Source organism: Paenibacillus sp. OK076, assembly GCF_900110055.1.
In the GTDB taxonomy this organism is placed as follows: Bacteria; Bacillota; Bacilli; order Paenibacillales; family Paenibacillaceae; genus Paenibacillus.
Map to the genome: position 1 here is coordinate 36854 of NZ_FOCH01000006.1, position 22338 is coordinate 59191.

Below are 22338 nucleotides of genomic sequence, written 5' to 3' on the forward strand. Positions count from 1 at the left end.
AATTACTCCTTTCCCGACACAAACGCGAAGACCATCGATTCCCGATCTTGGATCTGGTGTTCGTCATATTTGTCAAACTCGAGAATACCTCCAACCTTGCCATCCCGGATAAAGATCAGACGATCCGCCCGGCAGGCTGCCTTGATATCATGCGTAACCATCACAACAGACTGTCCCTTTCGGTTGATATCGGTCAGGATATCCAGCACGGCTTTCCCGTGCTCATAGTTGAGGCTTCCCGTGGGTTCATCTGCAAAGATGATGTCTGGTGAATTGATCAGCGCCCGTGCAATAGCTGCTCGTTGCTGCTGGCCACCCGAGGTTTGGGAGGGGAGACGGCTATTCTGTCCATCGATATCCATTGCCTTCATGAGGTGGGTGGAACGTGCCTTGACCTCACTTTTTTTGCTTCCGGCAATGTAACCTGGCAAAGCGATGTTATCCTGGATGGAAAGATCGGGCACCAGATTGATACTTTGGTAGATGTAGCCGATTCTACGAGTACGGAATTCGGACATTTCCCGCTCACTATAGGCGTCAATACGCTGATCCTGAAAATAAACCTCGCCGGCTGTTACTTGGTCCAGTCCGCTTAACAGATAGAGCAGCGTTGATTTGCCTGATCCGGAATTACCCATGATGACGGTGAAATCCCCTTCATAAATATCAAGATCAACATTGCGTATGGCATGATATTGTTCGCTTCCAGTATTATATGTCTTGCATAAGTTTTGAGCGCGGATAATGGATGTTTTGGTCAAGCAGATCACTCCCCATGACAGTATACGATTCATTCTAATAGGGGGATGTTGAGAAAGACTTATCAAATTATGAATAAAGTATTACAGCCCTATTGGTAAATGGATTGAGATGAAAAGAAGGTTGGAAATGAACTTCTATGCTCAGCAGATTGGAAGAGTAAACTGAAACAGGGTGCCCTGACCCTCTTTGCTGGAAAAGGAAATATGTCCTCCATGGGCTTCGATTATACTTTTGCAGATGGACAAACCGAGACCGGTACCCTCATGTATATTCCTTGCGGAAGGTGAGGCATTTCCCCTGAAATATCGTTCAAATACAAAAGGCATATCTTGAGCTCGGATTCCCTGCCCTGAATCGGCGATACTAATCCTCAATTTACCTATATCAAGTTCCGCGTTAATCCGAATAGAATCTCCCGGGACGGTATGTTTGAGCGCATTGGAAACCAGATTGGACAGGACCTGTTCAATTCGTATAGGGTCCATTCGGATAAGAACATTGGGGAAATGCTCCGGCTCTTCATAAATCAGACCGTTCATTCGTACGATATGTCCAATAGGGTTCAACATCGTTTCAAATGCGGATCGACTGTAAACCTCACGCGGCTCCACAGAAATCTGCCCCAGCTCCTGTAATGCATGAACAAGAAGGTCCTCGACAAGACGGGCTGTTTTGTCTGTATGTGTACGCATGATCTCCATATATTCCTTCAGCGTCTCCTCATCAGAGCACAGTCCTTCAAGAATGGCTTCTATGTATGCTTTTACCGTTGTAATCGGGGTTTTGAGTTCATGGGATATATTCGTAATCAGTTCTTTTTGTGCTTTTTCTTGTCTAATACGCTGCTCACTCAAATGCATGATTTCCGTGCGCATCAAATCCAGCATGGCATAAAGTTCGCCCATCTCATCCATCCGGTTATACTGAATCTGGTCATTATACTGCCCTTTGAGAATGGATTCCGCATGTTGTTTCAACTGATGGATGGGGGACAACATCCGTTTTCTGATCTTACGCTTCATGAATATGAGGAGGAATCCTAGGAGGATAGAGATGATAACCAGGGTTCCCAGAACGAAAAAAGTGAATGTAGAGGACTTTTGGACGATGACAAGTGATTGTGGAATCGTAAAAATGGCATTGCCAATCTGCCCGCCACCCGGTCCATCCATCACAGGAAAGGCAAGGTTCAGCGACTGGCTTCCGTCCATGGCCACCAATGCATGATTCAGATCATAATGCAAAGCAGATCGCAAATTGATCTGTGTTCCCTCGGAGGAAGGAGAGGAGGACAGTATCACCATTCCGTCCAATCCGACATAGTCGAAGTCAAGGCCGCTTTTCTCAGCGATGAAGCGCAGTTGATCTCGAAGATCCGGCTCATTTAATCGTTCATGGTTTTGCTCCAGTTGAAGCAGAATCGGGTTAACCCTGAGACGAACCTGATTGATGGCCAGATTTGTCTCACCTGAGTGTCTTCCAATGAGCAAATTAAGAAAGAAGACAAGGCTGCATCCAATCAGAATAACTAGGAGAGTCAATGAAGTTTTGAGCCAGCGTTTGGTCCAGGTGGATAATGACATGTAGTGGTCTCCATTCCTGCTTATTCATAATTGAATTTGTATCCGACGCCCCACACCGTCTTCAGAACAGAAGGATGGGAAGGGTCTGCCTCAATTTTCTCTCTCAATCTGCGTATGTACACAGTAACGGTATTCTCATCGCCGTAGGCGGCATATCCCCAGATCGCATCAAGCAATTGGGATTTGGAAAAAACCTGATTTTTGTGATTTGCCAGATGAAACAGCAATTCAAACTCCTTAGCGGAGAGAGAAACCTCATTCCCGTCGACGGTGACCTTATAGGCTTTCTTGTCAATTTGGAGGTTACCCAGACGCAGTATATGGGTGTGATCTTGTTCTGTGCTCACACTATCATATCGTCTGAAATGAGCATTGATGCGGGCCAGTAACTCGCTTAGGGAGAATGGTTTGGTCATATAGTCATCCGCCCCGAATCCAAGCCCGAGCACCTTATCCGTATCACTTCCCCTCGCACTCAGAATGAGAATGGGGATGTTATTTCGTCTCCGAATTTCGCGGCATACATCAATGCCATCCATATCCGGAAGCATGATGTCCAGAATGATATAATCCGGCTGCAGCATTTCCATCATCTGCAGGCCGTCCTGACCATTACCGGCTACTGCCGCTTCATACTGATTCTTCGTCAAGTAGTCTCGTAGAATACGCGAGATATCGTGCTCATCCTCGATAATGAGAATTTTACGTTTAGAATTCATGTTAATCGCTCCAGATAGTAGAGTGGTAGAGTATAAGACTAACCTATGTATGAATTTGTAAGAATACTATATTTTAACTATACTGGTTTGTTCCCATGAAGTCATGGGAAGTGAAAGAGGTTTTGGGAAGAAGTTTAGGAAAAAGAAAGCAGCCGATTGAAAATCAGCTGCTTTCATCCTGAAATAAGGAGGGAATTTGAAATTCAACGGCACCTAGACATGCTCCAAATCAATGGATTGATGGGCCTGGGATTTGAGATATTCAGCCGGGGACATTCCAAAATGGGATCGGAATACCCGATGAAAATAGGAATAGCTTGCAAAGCCGCATGTTTCCGCAATATGCTCCAAGGTCATATCACTGTACTTCATACGCTCCAAGGCAGCGTTCAACCGAATCTCAATTGCATACTGAATCATCGTTTGTCCATAGTGCTCCTTGAACAATCGAACTGCACGAGACAGGCTTAGTCCTGCGTAGCGGGCGGCTTCTTCGAGTTTGAAGGTCACGGTGGCATGTTCTTCAATGAATCGTTTCAGCTTCAGTGTCGAGGACACAGAACGATCCGTCTGGATATTCTCCTTGATGGCCCGATCAATATACAGGCACAAACCGCGCAGCAGTGCATCACTCAGTTCTATATTTTCCTCCAGCGGTCCACGCCGTTTCTCCAGGAGCATATTGCGCCAGAGGCTGATCAATTTATCATCCAGTCCGATGTGGCTCACCGTGGATCGATGGTGACGCTTCCACCAGCTATCAATCCATTCCCCTTCACAGAACAAGTAATAGTCTCCGCTGGACAACCTGCCCTCCTTGTGAGGCTCTTCTACCACAAGGTGATAATCGTCCCCGGGTTTGAGCAGCAGTAAATCCCCGCCAGTCATCTTAAATTCTTCATCCTGCACATATACCTTGCAAGAACCTTCAGTTTGCAGACGGAACAGATAAGTCTGCAACTCGCCCTTCATATTATGGTTGAACGCCTTGTAATGATATGAGTAATCACAGATCAGCACTGAGGTTTCCAAATGATGTATCCTCCAAATTTAAAAATTTGATCAGATAGTTCATGTTCTGACGATATTGTATATGTTCATTCTAGCCTGTTTTGCGTTAGGATGATACCAGATAGAGCAATGAAAGCAAATTTGAGAGCAGAGGTGCATCTATTATGAAAAAACTTAATATTGGTTTGCAATTGTTTACACTCCGTGATGAAACTGCAGCAGATTTCCGTGGAACGTTGCGCAAAGTAGCTCAGCTTGGTTATGAAGGTGTTGAATTCGCTGGATATGGTGACATTCCTGCCGAAGAAATGAAAGCGCTATTGGATGAGCTTGGCCTAAAAGGTTTTAGCAGCCACGTTTCATTGCATGCCATGCGTGAAGATTTGCAACAACAAATCGATTACCTCAAAACGATTGGGGCTCAATATATGATCTGCCCTTACCTGATGCCTGAAGATCGTCCAGAGAATGCAGAAGGCTGGACCAAACTGTTCAACGAATTGCAGCAATATGGTGCTGAAGCGACTAAACAAGGTCTGATCTTCGGTTATCACAACCATGATTTCGAATTCCACGGTCAGGTTGGCGACGAAAATGCCTTTGATGCGATGTTTGCTCAAACGACACCTGAAGCGGTTCAAGTGGAAATGGACGTATGTTGGGTACAATTTGCCGGACAAAATCCGATTGAGTATATCAACAAATATGCAGGCCGTCTGCCGTTGCTTCACTTGAAAGACTTCAGCAAAGATGAACAGGGCCAGATGAAGACATTGGAACTGGGACAAGGTTCCGTTAATCTGCCAGCTGTTATTGAAGCGGCTACAAGTGCAGGTGTAGAGTGGCTGATCGTGGAACAGGACGTTTGCCAGAATCCACCGCTTGAAAGCGTAGCCAACAGCCACAACTGGTTGAAGCAAAATTACTTGAACCAATTCTAATTTAATTGTCAAAGGAGACATTTATACATGAGTAAAATTAAAGTTGCTGTATTCGGCTGTGGTGCTATTGCCGAGCGCAGACATATTCCAGAGTATGCTGCCAATGAGAACGTAGAACTTGTCGCATTTGCCGATCCGATCGTGGAGCGTGCGGAGAAGATGGCCGAAACTTACGGCGGTAAAGCTTACTCCAGCTACGAAGAATTGCTTGCAAACGAAGAAGTGGATGCAGTCAGCGTTTGTACGCCGAACTATCTGCATGCCTCGATGGCCATTGCTGCTGCAAATGCCGGTAAACATGTACTGGTGGAAAAACCGATGGCGGTTACAACCGAAGAAGGCGAGCAAATGATTGAAGCTGCCAAGAAAAACGGTGTGTATCTGATGGTTGGACACAACCAGCGCTTGATGCCTCCACACGTGAAAGCCAAAGAAATCTTGGACTCCGGCAAACTTGGCAAAGTCCTGAATTTCCGTACTTCCTTTGGTCATCCGGGTCCGGAAGGCTGGAGCGTAGACGGTGCAGAAAGCTGGTTCTTCCGCAAAGAAGAAGCGATTATGGGTGCCATGGGTGACCTGGGCGTGCACAAATCGGACTTTATTCGTTATTTGTTGAATGACGAAGTATCCGAAGTTGCTGGTTTTATCAGCACATTGCACAAGGAAAACACCAAAGTGGACGATAACGCGACATGCTTGCTTCGTATGAAGAGCGGTGCAATCGGTACGCTGGTAGCGAGCTGGACACAATACAGAGCAGGAGATAACAGTACGGTTCTGTGGTGTGAAAATGGTGTGATGAAGATCGGAACGGTAGAAGGCGACGAGGTTATTGTTGAGCTGACTAACGGTACGGTTGAAACATACAAAGTTGGCGCAATGGCTACCAACGAGAAACAAGTACCGAGCGGCGTTATTGACGCATTTGTAGAGTCGATTGTAACGCAAACACCGCCAAGCATTTCCGGTGAAGAAGGTCTGCGTTCCCTGCAAGTGATTCTGGCAGCATTCGAATCCGAAAAAACGGGTCAGATCGTGAAGCTGTAATCGTAACGATATCATCGTCATTACTTTAATTCGTTTGACTATCTAATATTAAAAAGGGGTTACCTCCAGAGAAATATTTCTGGCGGGTAGTCTCTTTTTATTACTTTTCTCATGACAACCAGGATGGGTTGAATACGTAATGATGTTAAACCGATAGTTGGAATCTCAAAAGGGACTGACCACCGCGACATTGCGGATAAGTCAGCCCCTTAACCTTTAAGGTTGGGTCACAAAGCATATTTAAATTTAAACGCTTGGCTTCACATGACTGCCCAGGTCCAGCCAATCCAGTTCCTCACGGGTTAATGTGATGCGAGAACCTTCGTCACAGGAGAGCAGTTCCGCCCGATTTTGAGCGCCAATCAGCGCACATGTCGGGAAGGGTTGGTTCAATACATAAGCAAGTGCAATCTGAATTGGCGTGGTATTTTTCGACGCTGCCAATTGTTCCGCCCGGTGCAAACGTTCCCAGTTGCCGTCACTGTAAAATACACGAACAAGATCTTCATTATCCCGCACTTCAGGTGTGAATCGTCCGGTAAAGAAGCCGCGAGCCTGGGATGACCAAGACAGCAATGGAAGCTTGGTGCGCTCATGCCATGCCAACGTTTCTTCGTCTGCCGATACACATCCTGCCCAGAACGGTTCGTTTGCTTTGGCAAGACTGAGGTTAGGACTGCTGAATGTGAAACCTTTCAGACCGTTAGCTGCAGCATAAGCGTTAGCTTCCTCCAGCCGCTGCCAGGTCCAGTTGGAGGCGCCAATCGCGCCGATTTTGCCGGATTCAATATGTTCATTCAACGCTTCGAGAATTACGCCAACCGGAATGTTGGGATCGTCCCGATGCAGGGCATATAGCTCCACATGTTCCGTTTGCAACCGTTCCAGACTGGTAAGAAGGTCGCTGCGGATAGCATCAGCGTTAACGCGTGGGCCGTTCTGGTCATGATGCGCACCTTTGGTCAAAATAACGATCTCGTTACGGTTACCCCGTTCCTGCATATAACGTCCGAGCACTTCTTCACTCTGCCCGCCACAATAAATATGCGCGGAGTCAACGGTATTACCGCCAATCGCCAGGAATGCATCCATGTTCGTAGCTGCTTTTTCATAGGCATCATGGTAGAAATAATCGGTTCCTTTAATTAATCGGGAGATAGGTTTGCCTGCACCAGCAATTTCAATGTATTCCATAATTCAGTTCATCCTCTCTTTTTATAGTGTAATTCGTGTACGTTCTTCTGCTGAACGAAGACAAGCTTCGAGTACTTTCATATTGGCTACAGCATCGGATGGAGCGAAGCGCAGAGCTTTACCTTGAAGTACAGCTCGTGCCATGTCGTCTCCCTGGAGGGAGTAGTGATTCACCTGTGGAACTTCAATCTCCTTACGCTCACCGTCAACAGTTACGAAGAAGTTGGAGCCCCGGTCCGGATTGCTGATATAAGCAGAAGGAACCTCGATGATGCCATCTGATCCAAGCACTTCCAGTGTGTTGCGGAAGGCTGCCCACATGCTGCTGTCAAAGGTTACGCCAATATGATTGTCAAACTCAAGCAGGCCGGAAGCCATCATATCCACATGACCATGCTCAGGGGAGAACATGCCAATGACGGTTGCCGCGGATGGCTCTTGGCCAAGCAGCAAGCGTGCTGCACTGATGGAATAACAGCCGATATCATACAGTGAACCGCCGCCCCAATCACGCCGGAAGCGAACATTACCTGTCGCACCGGAACTGTTGAACGAAAATGTACTATGAATGCCGCGGATCTCACCAATTTCTCCGCTGGCGATAATATCTTTAATTTGATCATAACGTGGATGGTGTCGGTACATGAGAGCCTCAGCGAGATGCACACCAGCGTCTTCGCAGGCTTGCACCATCTCCTGAGCTTCCTGCTCCGTCAGTGCCAGTGGCTTCTCACACAAAATATGTTTACCGGCTTCTGCGGCACGGAGTGTCCATTCCCGGTGCAGATGGTTCGGAAGCGGAATGTAGACCGCATCAATGGAATCGTCAGCAAGTAAAGCTTCATAGCTGCCATAGGCTTGAGAAATGCCGAGTTGGTCAGCGGTTTGTTTCGCTTTTTCTTCATCCCGGCTGGCAATGGCGGTTACTTCATTCAACTCGGATTGCTGCAAACCTGGAATAACGGATCGCACGGCAATGCTAGCGCTACCAATAATTCCCCAGCGCAATTTTCGATCTGAATTCATTTGTTGTTTCCTCCTATGAATGAATGTATATTGTGATTATAAGTAATAGATGAATGAATGAAAATGATAATATATTGAAATGAGTTAACACAATATTGTTGAGAAAAGAGAATAGGCTATGATGAGACAGACTGTATTGCTAACCCTACAGGATATTCCGTATTTTTGTTATCCAGAATCCGTTGGACTTTATGTCGACCACCCCGAGCACACTGTATTACGGGAGGCTGGCGCACTGAACAACTTCAATATCCACTATGTTGCTGCGGGCAAGGGGTACGTGGAAGTGGATGGGGTAGTGCATGAGCTTCGTGCGGGTCAGGCTGTACTGTATTTCCCGCAGCAGCGGCAGCATTACTACAGTAGTGAGGATGATCCATGGGATGTGCGATGGGTTCATTTTTACGGTGAACGTCTGCATGATTATATGATTGAGCGGGGGTTGCACCGCAATCTGTTGTGGACGCTGCGGCAGCAGGCTCCATGGGAAGAAGCACATATGGCTCTATTAAATGAAGCCGAGCAGAACCGGATGCTGCGTCCTGCCCAACTATCTACCCTGACCTACGCTGTGCTGGCCGAGTTCGTACAGCATGCTGTTCCACTGAAAAGCACACGCACAAGCAAGGCTGAGAGTCGTATCCTTGCACTGCTTCCACAGATGCAGCAGGAGGCATGCCAACCGTTTTTGTTACAGGATTGGGCGGATATGGCGGGTGTGAGTTCGTATTACTTTTGCAAAATGTTTAAGAGTGCTGTGGAGATGACCCCGATGGAATTTATAACCCGTTCGCGGTTACAGATGGCAAAGCAGTGGCTGCTGGAACGGCCTACGGCCAACATTGGACAGATCGCAGAGGAGGCGGGGTATCCCAATGCCAGTTATTTTAACCGCCAGTTCTTGGCCCATGAAGGCATGACTCCAACGGAATATCGCGGGCTTTACCACATTTAGATGTAATGATGTTCATTTATTTGATTATGCGGGAACTTACGACGTTTGACAGAGCGTTCAATCAAGTCTATTATAGATAAATTAAATCCGTATATAATGAGGTGCCCTCATGAAATATTCGAAAGCTACAAACTATGCCCTGCATACCATGCTTTTCCTGGTTGCGACCGAACCGGAACAACTGGTCAGTGTACATCAGTTAGCTGAGATGCAGAAAGTATCTCCAACCTACTTATCTAAAATATTGACCAAGCTGGTCAAAGCCGGCATGATCGAATCAACTTCCGGTGCCAATGGTGGTTATCGGCTTAGCCGGAAGAATCCCGACCCTTCATTTCTGGAGATTATCCATGCCATTGAAGGACAGGCTTCCCTGTTCGAATGCTCGCAGGATCATAACGAAGGCTGCCTGATTCAGCAGGTGATGGTTCGTGCGGAAGAAGAGATGGAGAGCTATTTGCACAATAAAAAAATGTCTGAGCTGGCTGCCCAGATGAAAGCTGCACATTCTTTATAACCTAAATCAGAGGTCCAGTTGATCCTCTCGCTGCGCCCGTTGAAGCGCGAATTTCAAATCCTTCTCTTCCCTGTTTAAGGGAGTTGGAAGGATTTTTTTGCTGTACTCGGATGAGGATTGAAGAGATTGTACCGAATATGAGCGGAATGGTACAATAAGGAAGGAAGTTGTTAATACATATTTGCTTACATCTTAGATTTCTGGAGGGACAACACATGAGCCAATCAACCATCACAGGACTGGAACAACTGCTTGCACTGGAAAACATTCGGAACACCAAAGCGCGTTATTGCCGTTATATTGACACGAAGCAGTGGGATACGTTGGGTGAGGTGTTTGCTCCGGGTGCCGTAGCTGATTTCAGTACAGAAGGCAATCCAATACCGGTATTAACCGGCCGTGACACCATCGTTCAAGTATTCCGGGATTTGGTGGATGTTGCCGTAACGGTGCATCACGTACATAGCGCCGAAGTTGAATTTGTATCCGAGAATGAAGCCAAAGTCATCTCTCCAATGGAAGATTGGGTGACATTCCCCGAAGGCAATGACAATAAATCCTTTCACGGATTTGGACACTACCATGAGACGTTTGTCAAAATCGATGGTCAATGGCTCATCCAGCATACCAGCCTGAAGCGTCTACGTCTGGATCTGTTTGAATAGTGTTCTCTTATTCATATAAAGAAGATTACAACGATGATAACCAAAGCCCCAAGAGCGCTATAGCTGCGTCCTTGGGGCTTTGGTATGTTCAAGCTTTTACTTTTACTCAGGCTTGCTTCCGAGGATCTGATTAGAGTGAAAGGGTCTGACGCTTTTCTTTTGACAATTGTTGAGTGATAACAAGCATGCCTAACGAAAGCAGAACGAGCATCAGACACACCCAATAAGCATTCCGATACCCCCACGCTCCGGCTGTCCATCCCCCCACCAAGCTGCCAAATAATCTTCCCAACGTGGAGGCATTGGAATAGAGTGTTGACGCATAGCCGGGCATGGACGGAAGCAGATCCTGCATGTAACTGATCCCGATAGCAGAGATGACGGCGACAAAGAATGCGAGCAAAAGTTGTCCGGCCAGCAAGTGCCACAGTTCCGTGGAGAACAATACTATTACATAATAAGCGGCACCCATCAGAGCGCCCCATAACATGAGTGTGCGGTTGGGATATCTTGAAGCGAGCAGACCCAAGCCTAACATAATCGGAATTTCAAGCCCCGCGCATAGACTGGAGATCCAGCCAACTTCCCGGGTTCCACCGCCCAGATGGTGAATAATGAACAGTGATGCATTCAGATTATTCATCCAATGTGCCATATACAGGAGTGTAGTAATGAGAAAAGGCATATAGATTCTTGCATCCTGATGCAATTTCATATGTATGCCACCTGTTGATGCACGGAGGGTAGAAGGCTCGGGAGCCTTTTGTAAGAGAAAGAAAAATAATAACGCATTGATCAAAAAAATAATACACGTTGAACTGAAGATGCCGGTGTACCCAATATATGCAATCAGTAAAGTCCCGAGTAAAGGTCCCGTAATAAACCCCAGTGAAAACGCGGAGCGCAGGGTTGAATTGGCTACAGCATGATCGACGTTCGTTGCGGTATTGACCGCTTCTCTTGCAGCTGCAAACAATTGTGGCATGGCGGGAGATCCGAGTGCAGTCAGCACCGTCATATAGATGAATAATAAAGTGAAGTCGTGAATCCACAGATACCCGGCAAAAGCAAGAGCATTGCAAATCATGGCAGACACCAGAATTTTTTTGCGAGCCCCGGGTTGATCCGATCGTCTGGCGATCCAGGTACTGAACAACACACCCGCCATAAGTGTTACTGCAGTGAATAATCCGAATGTAGCGATGGATACTTCGAGACGGGTTGTAAAGTAGACCGCCAGAAAGGGAGCGCTGATTGAAATCGCCATGCCTTGCAACAACATACAAACGAGAAACAGCCGGTATGTAGGGATACGAAATAGTGAATTAAACTTTTGAAGTTTCATATGTGAGTAGACATCCCCTTGGTTTTATCATTTTCAAAATATATATACGATCTGGTTATAATATAAGAATAACAGAGATAAAGTAATATTTATTGATTTCTTTTAGTCTAATAACAAACAGAAAAAGCGAGAGATCAGACTCTATCGGTCCAATCCCTCGCTTTTTTGTATGAAGAGTCTATTAAAAGTAAGATCCTTTGAAACCTGTTTAGTGTGAAGCGACGGTTTTCTTCCGTGACTGCATTCTCAGATACACCTGGGAGAAAATAATGGATGCCAGAGCAACTACGGTCATACCCCAGAAAATGTTGGTGTACGCCGAGGCTAATGGCAATTGCTGCATGGCTGTCAATGCCACGCCGGTTACCGCAACACTAAATGCACCGCTGAAGAACTGGCTGAGCTGGAACAGTCCCATGCCAGCACCAACCTGATCCATCGTCAGATTGCCCGACAACTCATTGGATACACTCGTTGTTAGTGCAGAGAAGCCTACGCTAAGCAGAATGTATACGGCCATAATGGCATAGATGCTGTCGTCTGCAAAAAGAGCAAACAGTCCGGCAGCAGCGAGCAGCAACCATGGTGCGAACTTGAGCAGTTGAGTATTGCCGTGTCGGTCAATCATGCGGCCAATCCGATTGGATAACAGCATGGACACGATTGCACCCGGAAAGATGACAAGCCCTGACTGGGCCGGAGTCAGGCCATACAGATGTGCCAGAATTTGCGGCAGCAGGAACAGCGTCGAGAAGTTGTTAATGTACGATACAATCCCCAGGGAGCTGAGCATCATATATTTTTTGTTTTTGAACAGGGCCGGTTGGACAAAGGGATCAGCCGCACGGCGAATTCGTAACCAGAACAGAACCAGTGCAGCCGCACCAATAACGAGGGTTATCCATTCACGCGAAGTCAGGAATAGCAGAACGCCAGTTGTTCCGATCGCCAGTAACAGTGCGCCGAGCAAGTCGAATGAACCCTTTTGCGGCATCTCACTTGGAAGCAATTTGAAAAATACAGGGATCAGAAACAAGGTTAGTCCGGTAACGATGAACAGATCATGCCATCCGAGAAACTGTGTAATACTGCCGCCGATCACAGGCCCGAGTCCAAGACCCAGTGAACTGGCCGACATGACAACAGCCATGGATTTACCCCGGCGGTCACTTGGAATGTAACGAGTAATAAGAACGATAGCTAGCCCTGGTACAGAAGCTGCACCCGCAGCCTGAATCAGACGTGCAATGAGCAGAAGGATAAAATGGTTACTGAAGAAACCAAGAACGGATGCCGCACCAAGCAGTGTAAGACCGGTCGTAAACAGGGTGCGAATCGGAATAAAATCCGATAGACGTGAGAACGTGATCGAGGAAATGGCAAAAACGATAGAATAACCGGTGACAATCCAGGAAGAAGAGACAGATGAGAGCATAAATTCAGCTGCAATTTTGGGCAGGGCCAGATTGAACATCATCGTATTCATAACGACAAGCACAACCGTGAAGCCAAGCAGACTTACGATTAACCCTTCCTGTATTCCTGCTGTCCGTTCCCCAGATGATGCAGTTGCGGTGTTGTTCATAAAAACCTCCTAGATTGATGTGTATTTCGCAACATTTCAGAAACGGTGTGTAACATTTGCAAAATGTGGTATAGAGTGAATCCCATGCCTGACAGCAGGGGATATATAAACGAAATAGATTTGTAAGTTCGATTGGTATCGAACATTAGAAATATATCATGGAACTGTGCTAAAATACAATGGATAGTCTGAAAAAAAGGAGACTACAACGATGAAAATTTTGCACCATCCTCAAGTGGAGGATATTGAACTTTCTTCCGTATTGTACGCTTTAAGTGATCCCATTCGTCTTGGGATCGTAACCGAAGCAGCCAGAAATGGTGAGCAGCCCTGCAGTCATTTTCGTGCACCTGTTGTGAAATCCACGATGTCACACCATATTCGGACCCTGCGGGAAGCCGGAGTCATTCGGGTGAGAGTGCAAGGTACACAGCATTTCCTGACGCTAAGATCCGAGGATCTGGAAGTGCGTTTTCCTGGTCTGTTGCAGCCGTTGTTACAAGCGGCAGCTCAGTCTGAAATACATGAATCCTAAAAAATGTCCTTTCTTCAAGTCGAAGAGGGGACATTTTTTTATATGTGGCATGTTCCATACTGCTGCGACATTCTATGTCGTACCACTTCCTCTATAATAACGGGGAAACACACAAACCATATCGAAAAGAGGTTCACAAACGTTGGCAAAAACAAAAAGAGGACGCGTCCTGTGGAATCTACCATCCCGAGGAAGAGGAACATGCCCGGTGTGCAGCAGCACCCGGATTAAATTGTTGTATTCGCAAACGAAAACAGATGGTACGAGTCTGAAAGTATGCAAGAAATGTTCCAAAGCTGTGCAGTCCAGAGTGGATAAGGCAACCGTATAACATAACAGGCCTGTTCTTCGGAACGGGCCATGTCTTTTGGTATAATATAATTACGAAATACGGAATGAGCCAGGGGGCGGGGAAATGAGCAATATGCATCGTATTCACTGGTTTGACGAGCAGATTCGGAGTGGACGTTTTCCGAACAGCAGCTGGCTTGCACGTGAATTTGAAATATCCCGGCGCCAGGCCCAGCGTGATATTGAATATATGACGATTTCTCTGCGTGCCCCTCTGGTGTATATCGCAAAATATCGGGGGTATTGTTACGAGGATCAGACCTACCGGCTGCCCCATTTATATATGACGGAAGAAGAACAGCGGGTGCTTAAGTATCTGGCGCATCGTTATCGGCATTACAATTATGATCAGTCAGATGCGGTAAAGCGTGTGGCGCATTTACTGGAGCGTTTTACGCTCGAGGAACAGCAGATGGAGAGCAGTCAGCTTCCTGTGTTTAAAGCAGATCCGCAGCAGCTTCAGTTCTTTGAGATTCTGTCCCATGCGATTACCGAATCCCGCAAAGTACATATCCATTACAGAGATCATGCCGGAGAACGGCAATTTACCTGGTGTCCATTGAAGATGCTGTCCCAGTTCAACGCAGATTACGTGGTTGGTTATGAAATGGACCCTTTACAGCAAACGGCCATCCGGCTGGAGGGCATGATTCATGTGCAGATGACGAACGAGACGTTTCAGTGTCAGACAGACGGGTTGCTGGGTTCATGGGAAGAGGCGCTGCCTGTCCGTAAACCGTTTGTCGCTGAGATAAGACTGAGAGAAGTGCGGCAAACAGAGCTGTGGCATGGATATCGGATTCGAGAGAAGCAAGGTCAGGTTCACTGGATTGAATTTTATGATACGGATGCTTTCCTACAGCATTTGTTCATTAGCGAGTGGGAGGAACTGTTGTCTCCAATGTGGCTTAGACGAAAGTTTCAGCAAAGTGCTGAAGGAATAATCGACAGGCTTGCCATAAGCGCAAGGCAAACGTGAATTAGAACAACCATGGAGAGGGGATTTTTTTTGACTGAAGTTGTGTTAGACAACCTGATCATGAAGCGGGAGTCCAAATCATATGTGGATAGCCTACACGCTATATTGACCCATGCGGGTCTGTTTCAGGGTTCCAAGTATGTGCTCGCTGGGTATACAGGTATGGCATTCAAACTTTCAGTGCATCGCAGACTACTGCCCATGTCGGTTACAGCCTATGGTCAATGGGGAGAATCTCATCGCCCTGGGATCGACAACTTGGGGATATTCACGATCTGGGATGGGGGACGGACACGTCATCCCACATTTGGGTATTACCAGCGGGATGCGGTGAATTGGGTGAAACGTAGCCTGGATGCAGGCATCGGGGTAATCTACTGGCTTCCGGAATTTGGCGTTATTCATGGGTATGATGACTGTGATCGCATCTTTTATGTGCAAGATGGCTGGAGCAAGGAATCACAGATTTTGTTGTATGACAATTTCGGATTAAACTTCACCGGGTTCTGGTATTGTCAGGTCTTTGGTGACCAGGTACATATCCCTGAACAAGAGAAGCTATTGGAATCATTGAGATTAGCAATTGAGGATTGGGATATCCCTTATCGTCTACTGCCTGATCGGAATATCATTTCGGGCAGAATGGCTTATGATGTGTGGGTGCAAGCCCTTCGGGGTGAAGATTACGATGCATCGGGTGCTGTGTATATTTTGGAATCCTATTGCCAGTCCCGAACTGAAATTCAGATGTATTTGCAGGATGTGCGGGGGATATGGCCCGAACTGGACCAAGCCTATGCATGTTATGAACAGCTTGGAGCATTGATTATACAGATGAAGGGATGCATGATTCAGGAACATAACAGAAGGATTATGCAGGCAGACGCCACAGAGAAGCTGGCACAGGTTTTATTGGAAGCGAAAGCATTGGAAGAGCAGGCTGTTGATTATTTTCGTTTGATCTCCTCGAAGTATCCTGATCGTAAACGCAACACTGTACCACGTTGGGGAGCACATTCAGCAAGGTAGGGGGAGGGAGGATAAGGTGATGAGGAGTAAAATACTGCCGGATTTGATTCGTTTTCCACAGACTGAGAATTTGGCAGATGAACAACGATCCTGGAGCGGTGCAGGCTCGTACATCGATGCGATGTATAGCATTCTGATGCACAAGCAGTGGACGGATTTACCGCGTCACATGATTGCGGGTATGACCGCAAGTGTGTTTCGATTAGTGGTAGATCGGCGTCTAACGACAGAATCGATCTCAGCATACAACTGGATGGCCGAGAACTTTGTAGCTTCTGATTTCATTGGCGTCACGACCGGACAACACGGGGGATTTTCGTTCGAGCCGACCTTTCCGCTCTATCAGAAGCAGGCCCTGCTGGATATCAAGGCTTCTATTGACCGGGGTGTGGGCGCTATTCTGTGGCATGATCAGTTTGTTATTTGTGCTGGATATGATGATGGGGAGCAGATGCTGTTCATTTGTGAGAGTCAAGAAAATGAAGTCATTTGTCTGCCCTATGATTCTTTTGGTCGGAACAGTACACCATACTGGTACTATCAGGTGCTTGAATCCCATACAACCGTAGACATATGGGAAGTGTGCAAGGAATCATTAATTCAGGCTGTGTACAAATGGGAGACCCATGATTACATGCTGCCACCTCAGGATTACGCCTGCGGAGCTGCTGCATATGCAGCCATTGCTGATGCCCTACAATCTGGTGCATATGAAACAGATCAAGCTGCCATGGTTTTGCGCTATTATGCTAATTCAAGAAAGGATATGGCTTCTTATGTTGCAGAGCTTAAGCATTTGTCCATTCAGATGAATCATGTGGTCCAGGAGTATGCGTTACTCGCAGACCTATATGCTCAGATGATGGAGAAGGTTGAGGATTCAACAGCATGGGATGCGAAGGAACCAGGGCATCTGTTAAGGGTGATCCATCTGATTGAGCAAGCAGGGGAAACGGAACAGCGTGCCATTGATGCCATTAAGCAGGCCTTCCCAGAGACGATTGGCAATCGTTTTGAGGACATTGGATTAAGATGAATGGAGCAGTGTACATAGTTCAAAATGGAAAAAGTACAGATAAAATAAAACCGGAAAAGACCCTGAATGCGGTCGTTTCCGGTTTTATTTGCGTTTAGCTTAGCCACATCTATGGCCGTAATGACGCCCTCATACATTAGCTGCCCTAGCATTCATAGTCTCGCATGAGCTTCAATTCGAGTTGGCTCAGATGATTTGCGGCGGGGCCAACATTCTGGCTACGTTGTCGAAGTTTGTCTGCCAATCGGCCGTGATGATGCTCCCGATGTAACCATCTGGGCGAATCAGGACCAGCGTGTCGCTGGTAATGCCGTAGGTACGGGTCAATTTGCCGCTGGAGTCATGGAGGACGTTCTGATTGGATTCGTGTGCGGTACCAACGACGTAGCAGTGTAATTCGGCACCGCTGGTTGGCCAGTTCAACTTGGGGAGTACCTTGGCAGCGTTAGGGCCAAAGGCAAGCAAAGTGAAGTGAGGCCCTTGATAGATGTCGAACAGACAACGTTCCCCACTAGGACCGGTGCAAGGAGCATCTGGCGCCCGGTCACCTACATGAAGGTTTTTTGTAGCCGATTCTTCGCTAGATGCGAGCGGCCCACCATGGTACGAAAGTCTAAGCTGTCGCTCCTCGTCTCCACGCTTGAGGCTAGCCAGGCGATTTTTATCTAGACTGGCGTACAGCTCGCTGGATTTGCTGAGGACACGAGCGGCAATCGGTTGACGCTCAGCCTCGTAGCTGTCAAGCAGACGATCGGGTGCCCCAGCAATGACCTGCCCTATTTTCCAACCGAGGTTATAGGCGTCCTGTATACCCGTATTGAGACCCTGTGCTCCGGCCGGGGTGTGCACATGAGCAGCATCGCCTGCAATGAAGACGCGACCAGACCGATAGTGCTCAGCCAGCCGAACGTTGGGACGAAACACCGAACTCCAAGTGATGTGGTGGAGACGCAAACCTGTGAGTTTGTGGAATTGAGCGGCCAGTGAGGCTTCGTCAAGGTTAGGCTTTTCATCTGGTGCCAGCCTGATCATGACTTGGAACTGGTCGGAGTGTGGCAGCGGGCAGGCTCCGACAAACGTGCCACGTGTGCGTGGCCACATATGCCACCTATTGCGAGACAGTTTGTCGATCGAGCCGTCCACGATGAGTGTGCGGTCAGAGTCGGTAGTCTCTCCAATAAATCGGATACCTGCCCCTTTGCGAACGATGCTCGAACCTCCATCTGCTCCGACGAGATATCTGCTGCGCACCTTCTCCCCGGAAGAGAGAGTCACCGTCACTCCATCGGCATTCTGTTCGAATTGCTCCAACCCGTTGTTAAATTCAATGGTTAAGCCGAGACGTTTGAGCAGGCGATGTAAGATGGCATCCGTTCGGTGTTGCGCCAACAGGAGAATGTTTGGATACGGATCGCTCGGTGTTGGTTTATTTTGCTGCTGCATGCGCCAAGGCACAGTTAACGGTCCAATATGAAAACCCGCAAGCGGGTAAATACTTCCCTCTGACTGAGCCTCTTCCAGCACGCCGAAGTCTCCCAAAACCTCCTGGGTTCTTGGTTGAACTCCCTTGGCACGGGAGCCTTGAAAGGCGTGAGGGGATTTGTCAGCCAGTCGAACATGAAGGCCGCGTCGTAGCAGGTCGATTGCAAGAGCGGAGCCAGTTGGGCCAGCTCCAGCGATGAGTACGTCAATATCGTAATGTTGGGTCAGTTGAATCTCCTCCTGATCACCCATATCGCAATGGATGAGATATCATATTCGGTTTAATGTTTCTTGGAAACTTTTTAATTTCCTATGAAACAATAATAATTCAACCCCTTACTGCTGTCAATATTGTTTCCAAGAAACTTTAATTGTCGAACATACCCTGATATACTGGTGTTAAGCTAACAATCGTTGGAGGAAAATGGAATGATCAACCCATCGGAAAATCAAAATAGAGATCAATTAATCCAAGAAGTATTGGAAGCAGTGAAAGATATACAGATCAGATTCCAAGCAGAAGAAGATGAAGAAAAACAGTGGCTGATCCAAAATAGTCCTAATTCGGCTGTTGAAGAGCTAATCAAAGAAATGACGGTGACGATGCTGCATGTGCTGGATGCTATTGGTACACTCGAGCCAGTAAACGGCATAACCATTTCAAAGCAATTCGGTTTCTCCAAAGGGACAGTCTCCAAGATTACGAGAAGACTCGTGTCTCAAAACATCATCGTAACCGAGTCACTTCCGGATAACAAAAAAGAAGTTCTGTTCCGTACCACAACGCTTGGAAAAGAGATTTATCGTTTGCATCAGGGCCTGCATCATCAAATTGATCTTGGGGTTCATCATTTCTTGCAACGGTATACCGAAGATGAGTTACAGTTTCTCGTCAACACCCTCAAGAAGATGCTGCATACATCATGGATTCATTTGGAGACAGAGGAGGACGAGGCTATTGAATCCGCCCCAAGAGATGCACCTACAAGCAAGGTTTCAGAAGCTTATAAGGCTAATCACTCTTCTTCATTGACCGATGAAATGAACGAAATCATGTCTATGCTCAACAAGTTGGATTCCCGTAATTTGAAGAAAGCCAAAACGATTTTGAATGATGTTTTTTTTGCAGATTATGAGGACTAGCTAGCAGCAGCTTATTTCATATGGAATTGGCCTGAAGCCTGAAGGATTCTTCGAGCAAAATGTAGCTATAACAAAATACCGGATAAGGCTGATAAGCCTATCCGGTATTTTTTCGTATTTTGCACCATCTGACTCCATAGCTCATCCTTATTTCAACCTGGACAAGAAAAAATAACCATAAATTTGATTTTTGGGGTAATGTGCAGCTCCCTTTGTTCCGAATATTATAATAGATGGTCTTTTTTGGATGGAGGATATTGAAGGACAACAGGGGGCGGGAGTATGGTGCATAATCCGGAAACCATTCAGGAATGTATCGAAAAGGCACGACAGAGGCTCTACCAGATTGCAAACGCTCATAAAGAACTTTGGCATCCGGAGGTCATTCGTCAATCGATGGTTCTGGATGAACTCATTAATCAATATAACAATGCCATTCGCGGAAAATCATCCCGAAGTAAGTAACGGCGCGTTATAAACCTCGGGATGAAATGATGATGCGAATGCATTCAGGTTCAGTAAACGTACGACCCCTATTCTTTTACAGCCCCAAGCACAATTCCTTTGACAAAGAATCGCTGCAAGAATGGATACACGAGCAGGATTGGCAATGCCCCGATAAAGATCTGGGCTGCGTTAACCGTACGCTGCGACATGTTCTGAAGCTGCGTTGCATCAACATTCATATTGGAGAAATCCTGCTGCACGATAATGGTCTGCATTAACGTAGCGAGTGGATATTTGGCTGCGTCATTCATATAGATCAAGCCGTCGAACCAGGAATTCCACTGCCCCACCATGGTGAACAGGGAGATCGTAGCAATGGCCGGCATGGACACAGGCAGATAGATGCGGAACAATGTGGTGATATGGTTGGCACCATCGATGAACGCCGCTTCTTCGAGCTCTTTCGGCACGTTACGGAAGAAGTTCATCATGAGAATTAGGTTCCAGACCGCCACAGCGCCAGGTAAAATCAGAGCCCACAGGGTGTTGATCAGTCCCAGCTTTTGAATCAGGATATAGGACGGGATCAGTCCGCCGCTGAACAGCATCGTGAAGATGAAGAACCACGCGTACAGCGAACGTCCCTTGAAATTCAGACTTTCCTTGGATAAAGGATAGGCCGTCAGGATGACCAGCACCATACTGAGCAGTGTTCCGAACACAGTACGTTGCACCGAAATCCAGAGCGCGCTGAGAAAGTTGCTGTTACCAAACGTTTTGGTATAGGCGTCGACTGTAAAATCAATCGGCCAGAGCGTTACCAGATTGGCGGAAGCTGCCGCTTTACCGCTGAAGGAAACCGCCAGAATGTGGATAAGCGGCAGCACACACAGCAGCGAGACGGCCGCGATGAAGAACAGGTTGAAGCCGTTAAATATACGGTATCCGGTCGTTTTGTGATACACCTTAATTCCTCCTTAGAAAATGCGGTAGTTGGCGATTTTGTAAGCCATCCGGTAGGCCGTAATAACGAGGAACATGGCGACAAAGGATTTAAACAAACCAACCGCAGTCGCGAAGCTCATTTTGCCATTCAAAATACCCATCCGGTAAACAAACGTGTCAATAATATCGCCTTTATCATATACAAGTGGATTGTACAGGTTGAAGATCTGGTCAAATCCGGCATTAAGAATGTTCCCCAGTGATAGTGTTCCCACCACAATAATCATCGGCACGAGTGCAGGCAGCGTAATGTGCAAGGTCTGCTTAAGCCGTGTTGCCCCGTCAACTTCGGAAGCTTCATACAGAGCAGGGTTGATACCCGCGAGAGCTGCAAGAAAGACAATGGTACCAAATCCAAATTCCTTCCATACATCACTAATGACTACGGTTACACGGAACCAGTCGCCATCTCCCAGAAAGAAGATTGGTTCAATGCCAACAGCCGCCAGTACTTGGTTAATCAGTCCACCTTCGGGTGAAAGCATGTCTAGCAGGATGCCGCCCAGTACAACCCAAGACAGGAAGTGGGGCAGGTATACCAACGTCTGTGAGAACCTTTTGAACGTGGAGTTCCGTACTTCATTCAGCAAAATGGCAAACACAACTGGGGCCACGAGTCCGGCCACAATTTTCATGGCAGCAATCAGCACGGTGTTCCAGATGACCTGAACACTGTCCGGATATTCGAACATGAATCGGAAGTTATCCCATCCTACCCATTTGGAGCCGGTGAATCCCAGCCAAGGTTTGAAATCCTGAAAAGCAATAATAATGCCGCCCATAGGCACATAGGCGAACAGCAATGTGAGCAGTACCGAAGGCAGCAGCATCAGATGCAGCGGCCAATTGCGTTTGAAATTCCAGCGGGTACGTTTGCGTGGATTGTGTGTTGCCTGCCGCACCGGCGTATTGGTCGTTAGTGGTTGTTCCATAGCCATCAGGTCCCTCCTTTATATCGTCCAGCCTCTGCATAATGAGGCC

At 47.1% G+C, this 22338-nt stretch carries 23 protein-coding genes; 12 read left to right on the top strand and 11 right to left on the bottom strand.

Features of this window, described 5'->3' with window-relative positions; translation table 11 throughout:
• Positions 1-2: 2 nt before the first annotated feature.
• The 4 genes from BMY78_RS28485 to BMY78_RS28500 form a co-directional block, all read right to left on the bottom strand.
• Positions 3-761: an ABC transporter ATP-binding protein gene (locus BMY78_RS28485; RefSeq protein ID WP_177185904.1), complete on the bottom strand. Its 759-nt coding sequence runs from the start codon at positions 759-761 to the stop codon at positions 3-5.
• Positions 762-902: 141 nt separating this feature from the next.
• Positions 903-2345, bottom strand: a complete 1443-nt coding sequence (locus tag BMY78_RS28490; protein WP_090904616.1) for a sensor histidine kinase — start codon at positions 2343-2345, stop codon at positions 903-905.
• 20 nt (positions 2346-2365) lie between these two features.
• Entirely contained in the window at positions 2366-3064 is a 699-nt protein-coding gene (locus BMY78_RS28495; RefSeq protein ID WP_090904617.1) for a response regulator transcription factor, read from the bottom strand.
• Positions 3065-3277: 213 nt separating this feature from the next.
• A complete protein-coding gene (locus tag BMY78_RS28500) occupies positions 3278-4096 on the bottom strand; it encodes a helix-turn-helix domain-containing protein (protein WP_090904618.1) in 819 nt (272 codons plus the stop codon).
• A 143-nt stretch (positions 4097-4239) separates the two neighbouring features.
• On the opposite strand from BMY78_RS28500, the gene BMY78_RS28505 reads away from it, so the two are divergent.
• Together BMY78_RS28505 and BMY78_RS28510 are read left to right on the top strand one after the other, a co-directional pair.
• Positions 4240-5016, top strand: a complete 777-nt coding sequence (locus BMY78_RS28505) for a sugar phosphate isomerase/epimerase family protein (RefSeq protein WP_090904619.1) — start codon at positions 4240-4242, stop codon at positions 5014-5016.
• A gap of 27 nt (positions 5017-5043) precedes the next feature.
• On the top strand, positions 5044-6063 hold the full coding sequence (locus BMY78_RS28510; protein ID WP_090904620.1) for a Gfo/Idh/MocA family protein: 1020 nt from the start codon (positions 5044-5046) through the stop codon (positions 6061-6063).
• A gap of 246 nt (positions 6064-6309) precedes the next feature.
• Here BMY78_RS28510 and BMY78_RS28515 read toward each other — a convergent pair whose 3' ends face one another.
• On the bottom strand, positions 6310-7257 hold the full coding sequence (locus BMY78_RS28515; protein WP_090904621.1) for an aldo/keto reductase: 948 nt from the start codon (positions 7255-7257) through the stop codon (positions 6310-6312).
• Positions 7258-7278: 21 nt separating this feature from the next.
• On the bottom strand, positions 7279-8283 hold the full coding sequence (locus BMY78_RS28520; protein WP_090904622.1) for a Gfo/Idh/MocA family protein: 1005 nt from the start codon (positions 8281-8283) through the stop codon (positions 7279-7281).
• A gap of 118 nt (positions 8284-8401) precedes the next feature.
• Here BMY78_RS28520 and BMY78_RS28525 point away from each other — a divergent pair, with 118 nt between their 5' ends.
• The 3 genes from BMY78_RS28525 (at position 8402) to BMY78_RS28535 (ending at position 10420) form a co-directional block, all read left to right on the top strand.
• Complete coding sequence (locus tag BMY78_RS28525; protein ID WP_090904623.1) at positions 8402-9238, top strand: AraC family transcriptional regulator; 837 nt, start codon at positions 8402-8404, stop codon at positions 9236-9238.
• Between the two features lie 109 nt (positions 9239-9347).
• Positions 9348-9755, top strand: coding sequence for an Rrf2 family transcriptional regulator (locus BMY78_RS28530; RefSeq protein ID WP_090904624.1), 408 nt, complete (start codon positions 9348-9350; stop codon positions 9753-9755).
• 215 nt (positions 9756-9970) lie between these two features.
• Positions 9971-10420, top strand: a complete 450-nt coding sequence (locus tag BMY78_RS28535; RefSeq protein ID WP_090904625.1) for a nuclear transport factor 2 family protein — start codon at positions 9971-9973, stop codon at positions 10418-10420.
• A 130-nt stretch (positions 10421-10550) separates the two neighbouring features.
• On the opposite strand, the gene BMY78_RS28540 is transcribed toward BMY78_RS28535, so the two are convergent.
• A complete protein-coding gene (locus BMY78_RS28540; RefSeq protein WP_090904626.1) occupies positions 10551-11765 on the bottom strand; it encodes a sugar efflux transporter in 1215 nt (404 codons plus the stop codon).
• A 208-nt stretch (positions 11766-11973) separates the two neighbouring features.
• Positions 11974-13350 (bottom strand): MFS transporter, encoded by a 1377-nt coding sequence (locus BMY78_RS28545; protein ID WP_090904627.1) that lies wholly within the window; start codon positions 13348-13350, stop codon positions 11974-11976.
• A gap of 211 nt (positions 13351-13561) precedes the next feature.
• On the opposite strand from BMY78_RS28545, the gene BMY78_RS28550 reads away from it, so the two are divergent.
• From BMY78_RS28550 to BMY78_RS28570, 5 genes are all read left to right on the top strand, one after another.
• Positions 13562-13885: an ArsR/SmtB family transcription factor gene (locus BMY78_RS28550; RefSeq protein ID WP_079350162.1), complete on the top strand. Its 324-nt coding sequence runs from the start codon at positions 13562-13564 to the stop codon at positions 13883-13885.
• A gap of 142 nt (positions 13886-14027) precedes the next feature.
• On the top strand, positions 14028-14216 hold the full coding sequence (locus BMY78_RS28555) for a hypothetical protein (RefSeq protein ID WP_076291183.1): 189 nt from the start codon (positions 14028-14030) through the stop codon (positions 14214-14216).
• Positions 14217-14300: 84 nt separating this feature from the next.
• Positions 14301-15215, top strand: a complete 915-nt coding sequence (locus BMY78_RS28560) for a helix-turn-helix transcriptional regulator (RefSeq protein WP_090904628.1) — start codon at positions 14301-14303, stop codon at positions 15213-15215.
• Positions 15216-15245: 30 nt separating this feature from the next.
• On the top strand, positions 15246-16244 hold the full coding sequence (locus BMY78_RS28565; RefSeq protein ID WP_256222497.1) for a BtrH N-terminal domain-containing protein: 999 nt from the start codon (positions 15246-15248) through the stop codon (positions 16242-16244).
• A 19-nt stretch (positions 16245-16263) separates the two neighbouring features.
• Positions 16264-17280, top strand: coding sequence for a hypothetical protein (locus BMY78_RS28570; RefSeq protein ID WP_090904630.1), 1017 nt, complete (start codon positions 16264-16266; stop codon positions 17278-17280).
• A 186-nt stretch (positions 17281-17466) separates the two neighbouring features.
• On the opposite strand, the gene BMY78_RS28575 is transcribed toward BMY78_RS28570, so the two are convergent.
• Positions 17467-19014: an FAD-dependent monooxygenase gene (locus BMY78_RS28575; protein ID WP_256222498.1), complete on the bottom strand. Its 1548-nt coding sequence runs from the start codon at positions 19012-19014 to the stop codon at positions 17467-17469.
• Positions 19015-19191: 177 nt separating this feature from the next.
• Between BMY78_RS28575 and BMY78_RS28580 the strand changes: the two genes are divergently transcribed.
• A complete protein-coding gene (locus tag BMY78_RS28580; RefSeq protein ID WP_090904631.1) occupies positions 19192-19905 on the top strand; it encodes a MarR family transcriptional regulator in 714 nt (237 codons plus the stop codon).
• Positions 19906-20187: 282 nt separating this feature from the next.
• On the top strand, positions 20188-20370 hold the full coding sequence (locus tag BMY78_RS28585) for an aspartyl-phosphate phosphatase Spo0E family protein (RefSeq protein ID WP_076291186.1): 183 nt from the start codon (positions 20188-20190) through the stop codon (positions 20368-20370).
• Positions 20371-20438: 68 nt separating this feature from the next.
• On the opposite strand, the gene BMY78_RS28590 is transcribed toward BMY78_RS28585, so the two are convergent.
• Positions 20439-21317 carry a carbohydrate ABC transporter permease gene (locus BMY78_RS28590; protein ID WP_090904632.1) on the bottom strand — a complete coding sequence of 293 codons (879 nt, stop codon included), beginning with the start codon at positions 21315-21317 and terminating at the stop codon, positions 20439-20441.
• A gap of 12 nt (positions 21318-21329) precedes the next feature.
• Positions 21330-22289, bottom strand: a complete 960-nt coding sequence (locus tag BMY78_RS28595; RefSeq protein ID WP_024631474.1) for an ABC transporter permease — start codon at positions 22287-22289, stop codon at positions 21330-21332.
• Positions 22290-22338 lie beyond the last annotated feature (49 nt).

Excerpts from the sequence above, each read along its gene's own strand:
- BMY78_RS28545 (WP_090904627.1), bottom strand. The coding sequence starts at position 13,350 with ATGAACAACACCGCAACTGCATCATCTGGGGAACGGACAGCAGGAATA.
- BMY78_RS28550 (WP_079350162.1), top strand. The coding sequence starts at position 13,562 with ATGAAAATTTTGCACCATCCTCAAGTGGAGGATATTGAACTTTCTTCC.
- BMY78_RS28510 (WP_090904620.1), top strand. The coding sequence starts at position 5,044 with ATGAGTAAAATTAAAGTTGCTGTATTCGGCTGTGGTGCTATTGCCGAG.
- BMY78_RS28560 (WP_090904628.1), top strand. The coding sequence starts at position 14,301 with ATGAGCAATATGCATCGTATTCACTGGTTTGACGAGCAGATTCGGAGT.
- BMY78_RS28580 (WP_090904631.1), top strand. The coding sequence starts at position 19,192 with ATGATCAACCCATCGGAAAATCAAAATAGAGATCAATTAATCCAAGAA.
- BMY78_RS28490 (WP_090904616.1), bottom strand. The coding sequence starts at position 2,345 with ATGTCATTATCCACCTGGACCAAACGCTGGCTCAAAACTTCATTGACT.
- BMY78_RS28495 (WP_090904617.1), bottom strand. The coding sequence starts at position 3,064 with ATGAATTCTAAACGTAAAATTCTCATTATCGAGGATGAGCACGATATC.
- BMY78_RS28540 (WP_090904626.1), bottom strand. The coding sequence starts at position 11,765 with ATGAAACTTCAAAAGTTTAATTCACTATTTCGTATCCCTACATACCGG.
- BMY78_RS28505 (WP_090904619.1), top strand. The coding sequence starts at position 4,240 with ATGAAAAAACTTAATATTGGTTTGCAATTGTTTACACTCCGTGATGAA.
- BMY78_RS28585 (WP_076291186.1), top strand. The coding sequence starts at position 20,188 with ATGGTGCATAATCCGGAAACCATTCAGGAATGTATCGAAAAGGCACGA.
- BMY78_RS28530 (WP_090904624.1), top strand. The coding sequence starts at position 9,348 with ATGAAATATTCGAAAGCTACAAACTATGCCCTGCATACCATGCTTTTC.
- BMY78_RS28570 (WP_090904630.1), top strand. The coding sequence starts at position 16,264 with ATGAGGAGTAAAATACTGCCGGATTTGATTCGTTTTCCACAGACTGAG.
- BMY78_RS28515 (WP_090904621.1), bottom strand. The coding sequence starts at position 7,257 with ATGGAATACATTGAAATTGCTGGTGCAGGCAAACCTATCTCCCGATTA.
- BMY78_RS28595 (WP_024631474.1), bottom strand. The coding sequence starts at position 22,289 with ATGGAACAACCACTAACGACCAATACGCCGGTGCGGCAGGCAACACAC.
- BMY78_RS28525 (WP_090904623.1), top strand. The coding sequence starts at position 8,402 with ATGATGAGACAGACTGTATTGCTAACCCTACAGGATATTCCGTATTTT.
- BMY78_RS28535 (WP_090904625.1), top strand. The coding sequence starts at position 9,971 with ATGAGCCAATCAACCATCACAGGACTGGAACAACTGCTTGCACTGGAA.
- BMY78_RS28520 (WP_090904622.1), bottom strand. The coding sequence starts at position 8,283 with ATGAATTCAGATCGAAAATTGCGCTGGGGAATTATTGGTAGCGCTAGC.
- BMY78_RS28575 (WP_256222498.1), bottom strand. The coding sequence starts at position 19,014 with ATGGGTGATCAGGAGGAGATTCAACTGACCCAACATTACGATATTGAC.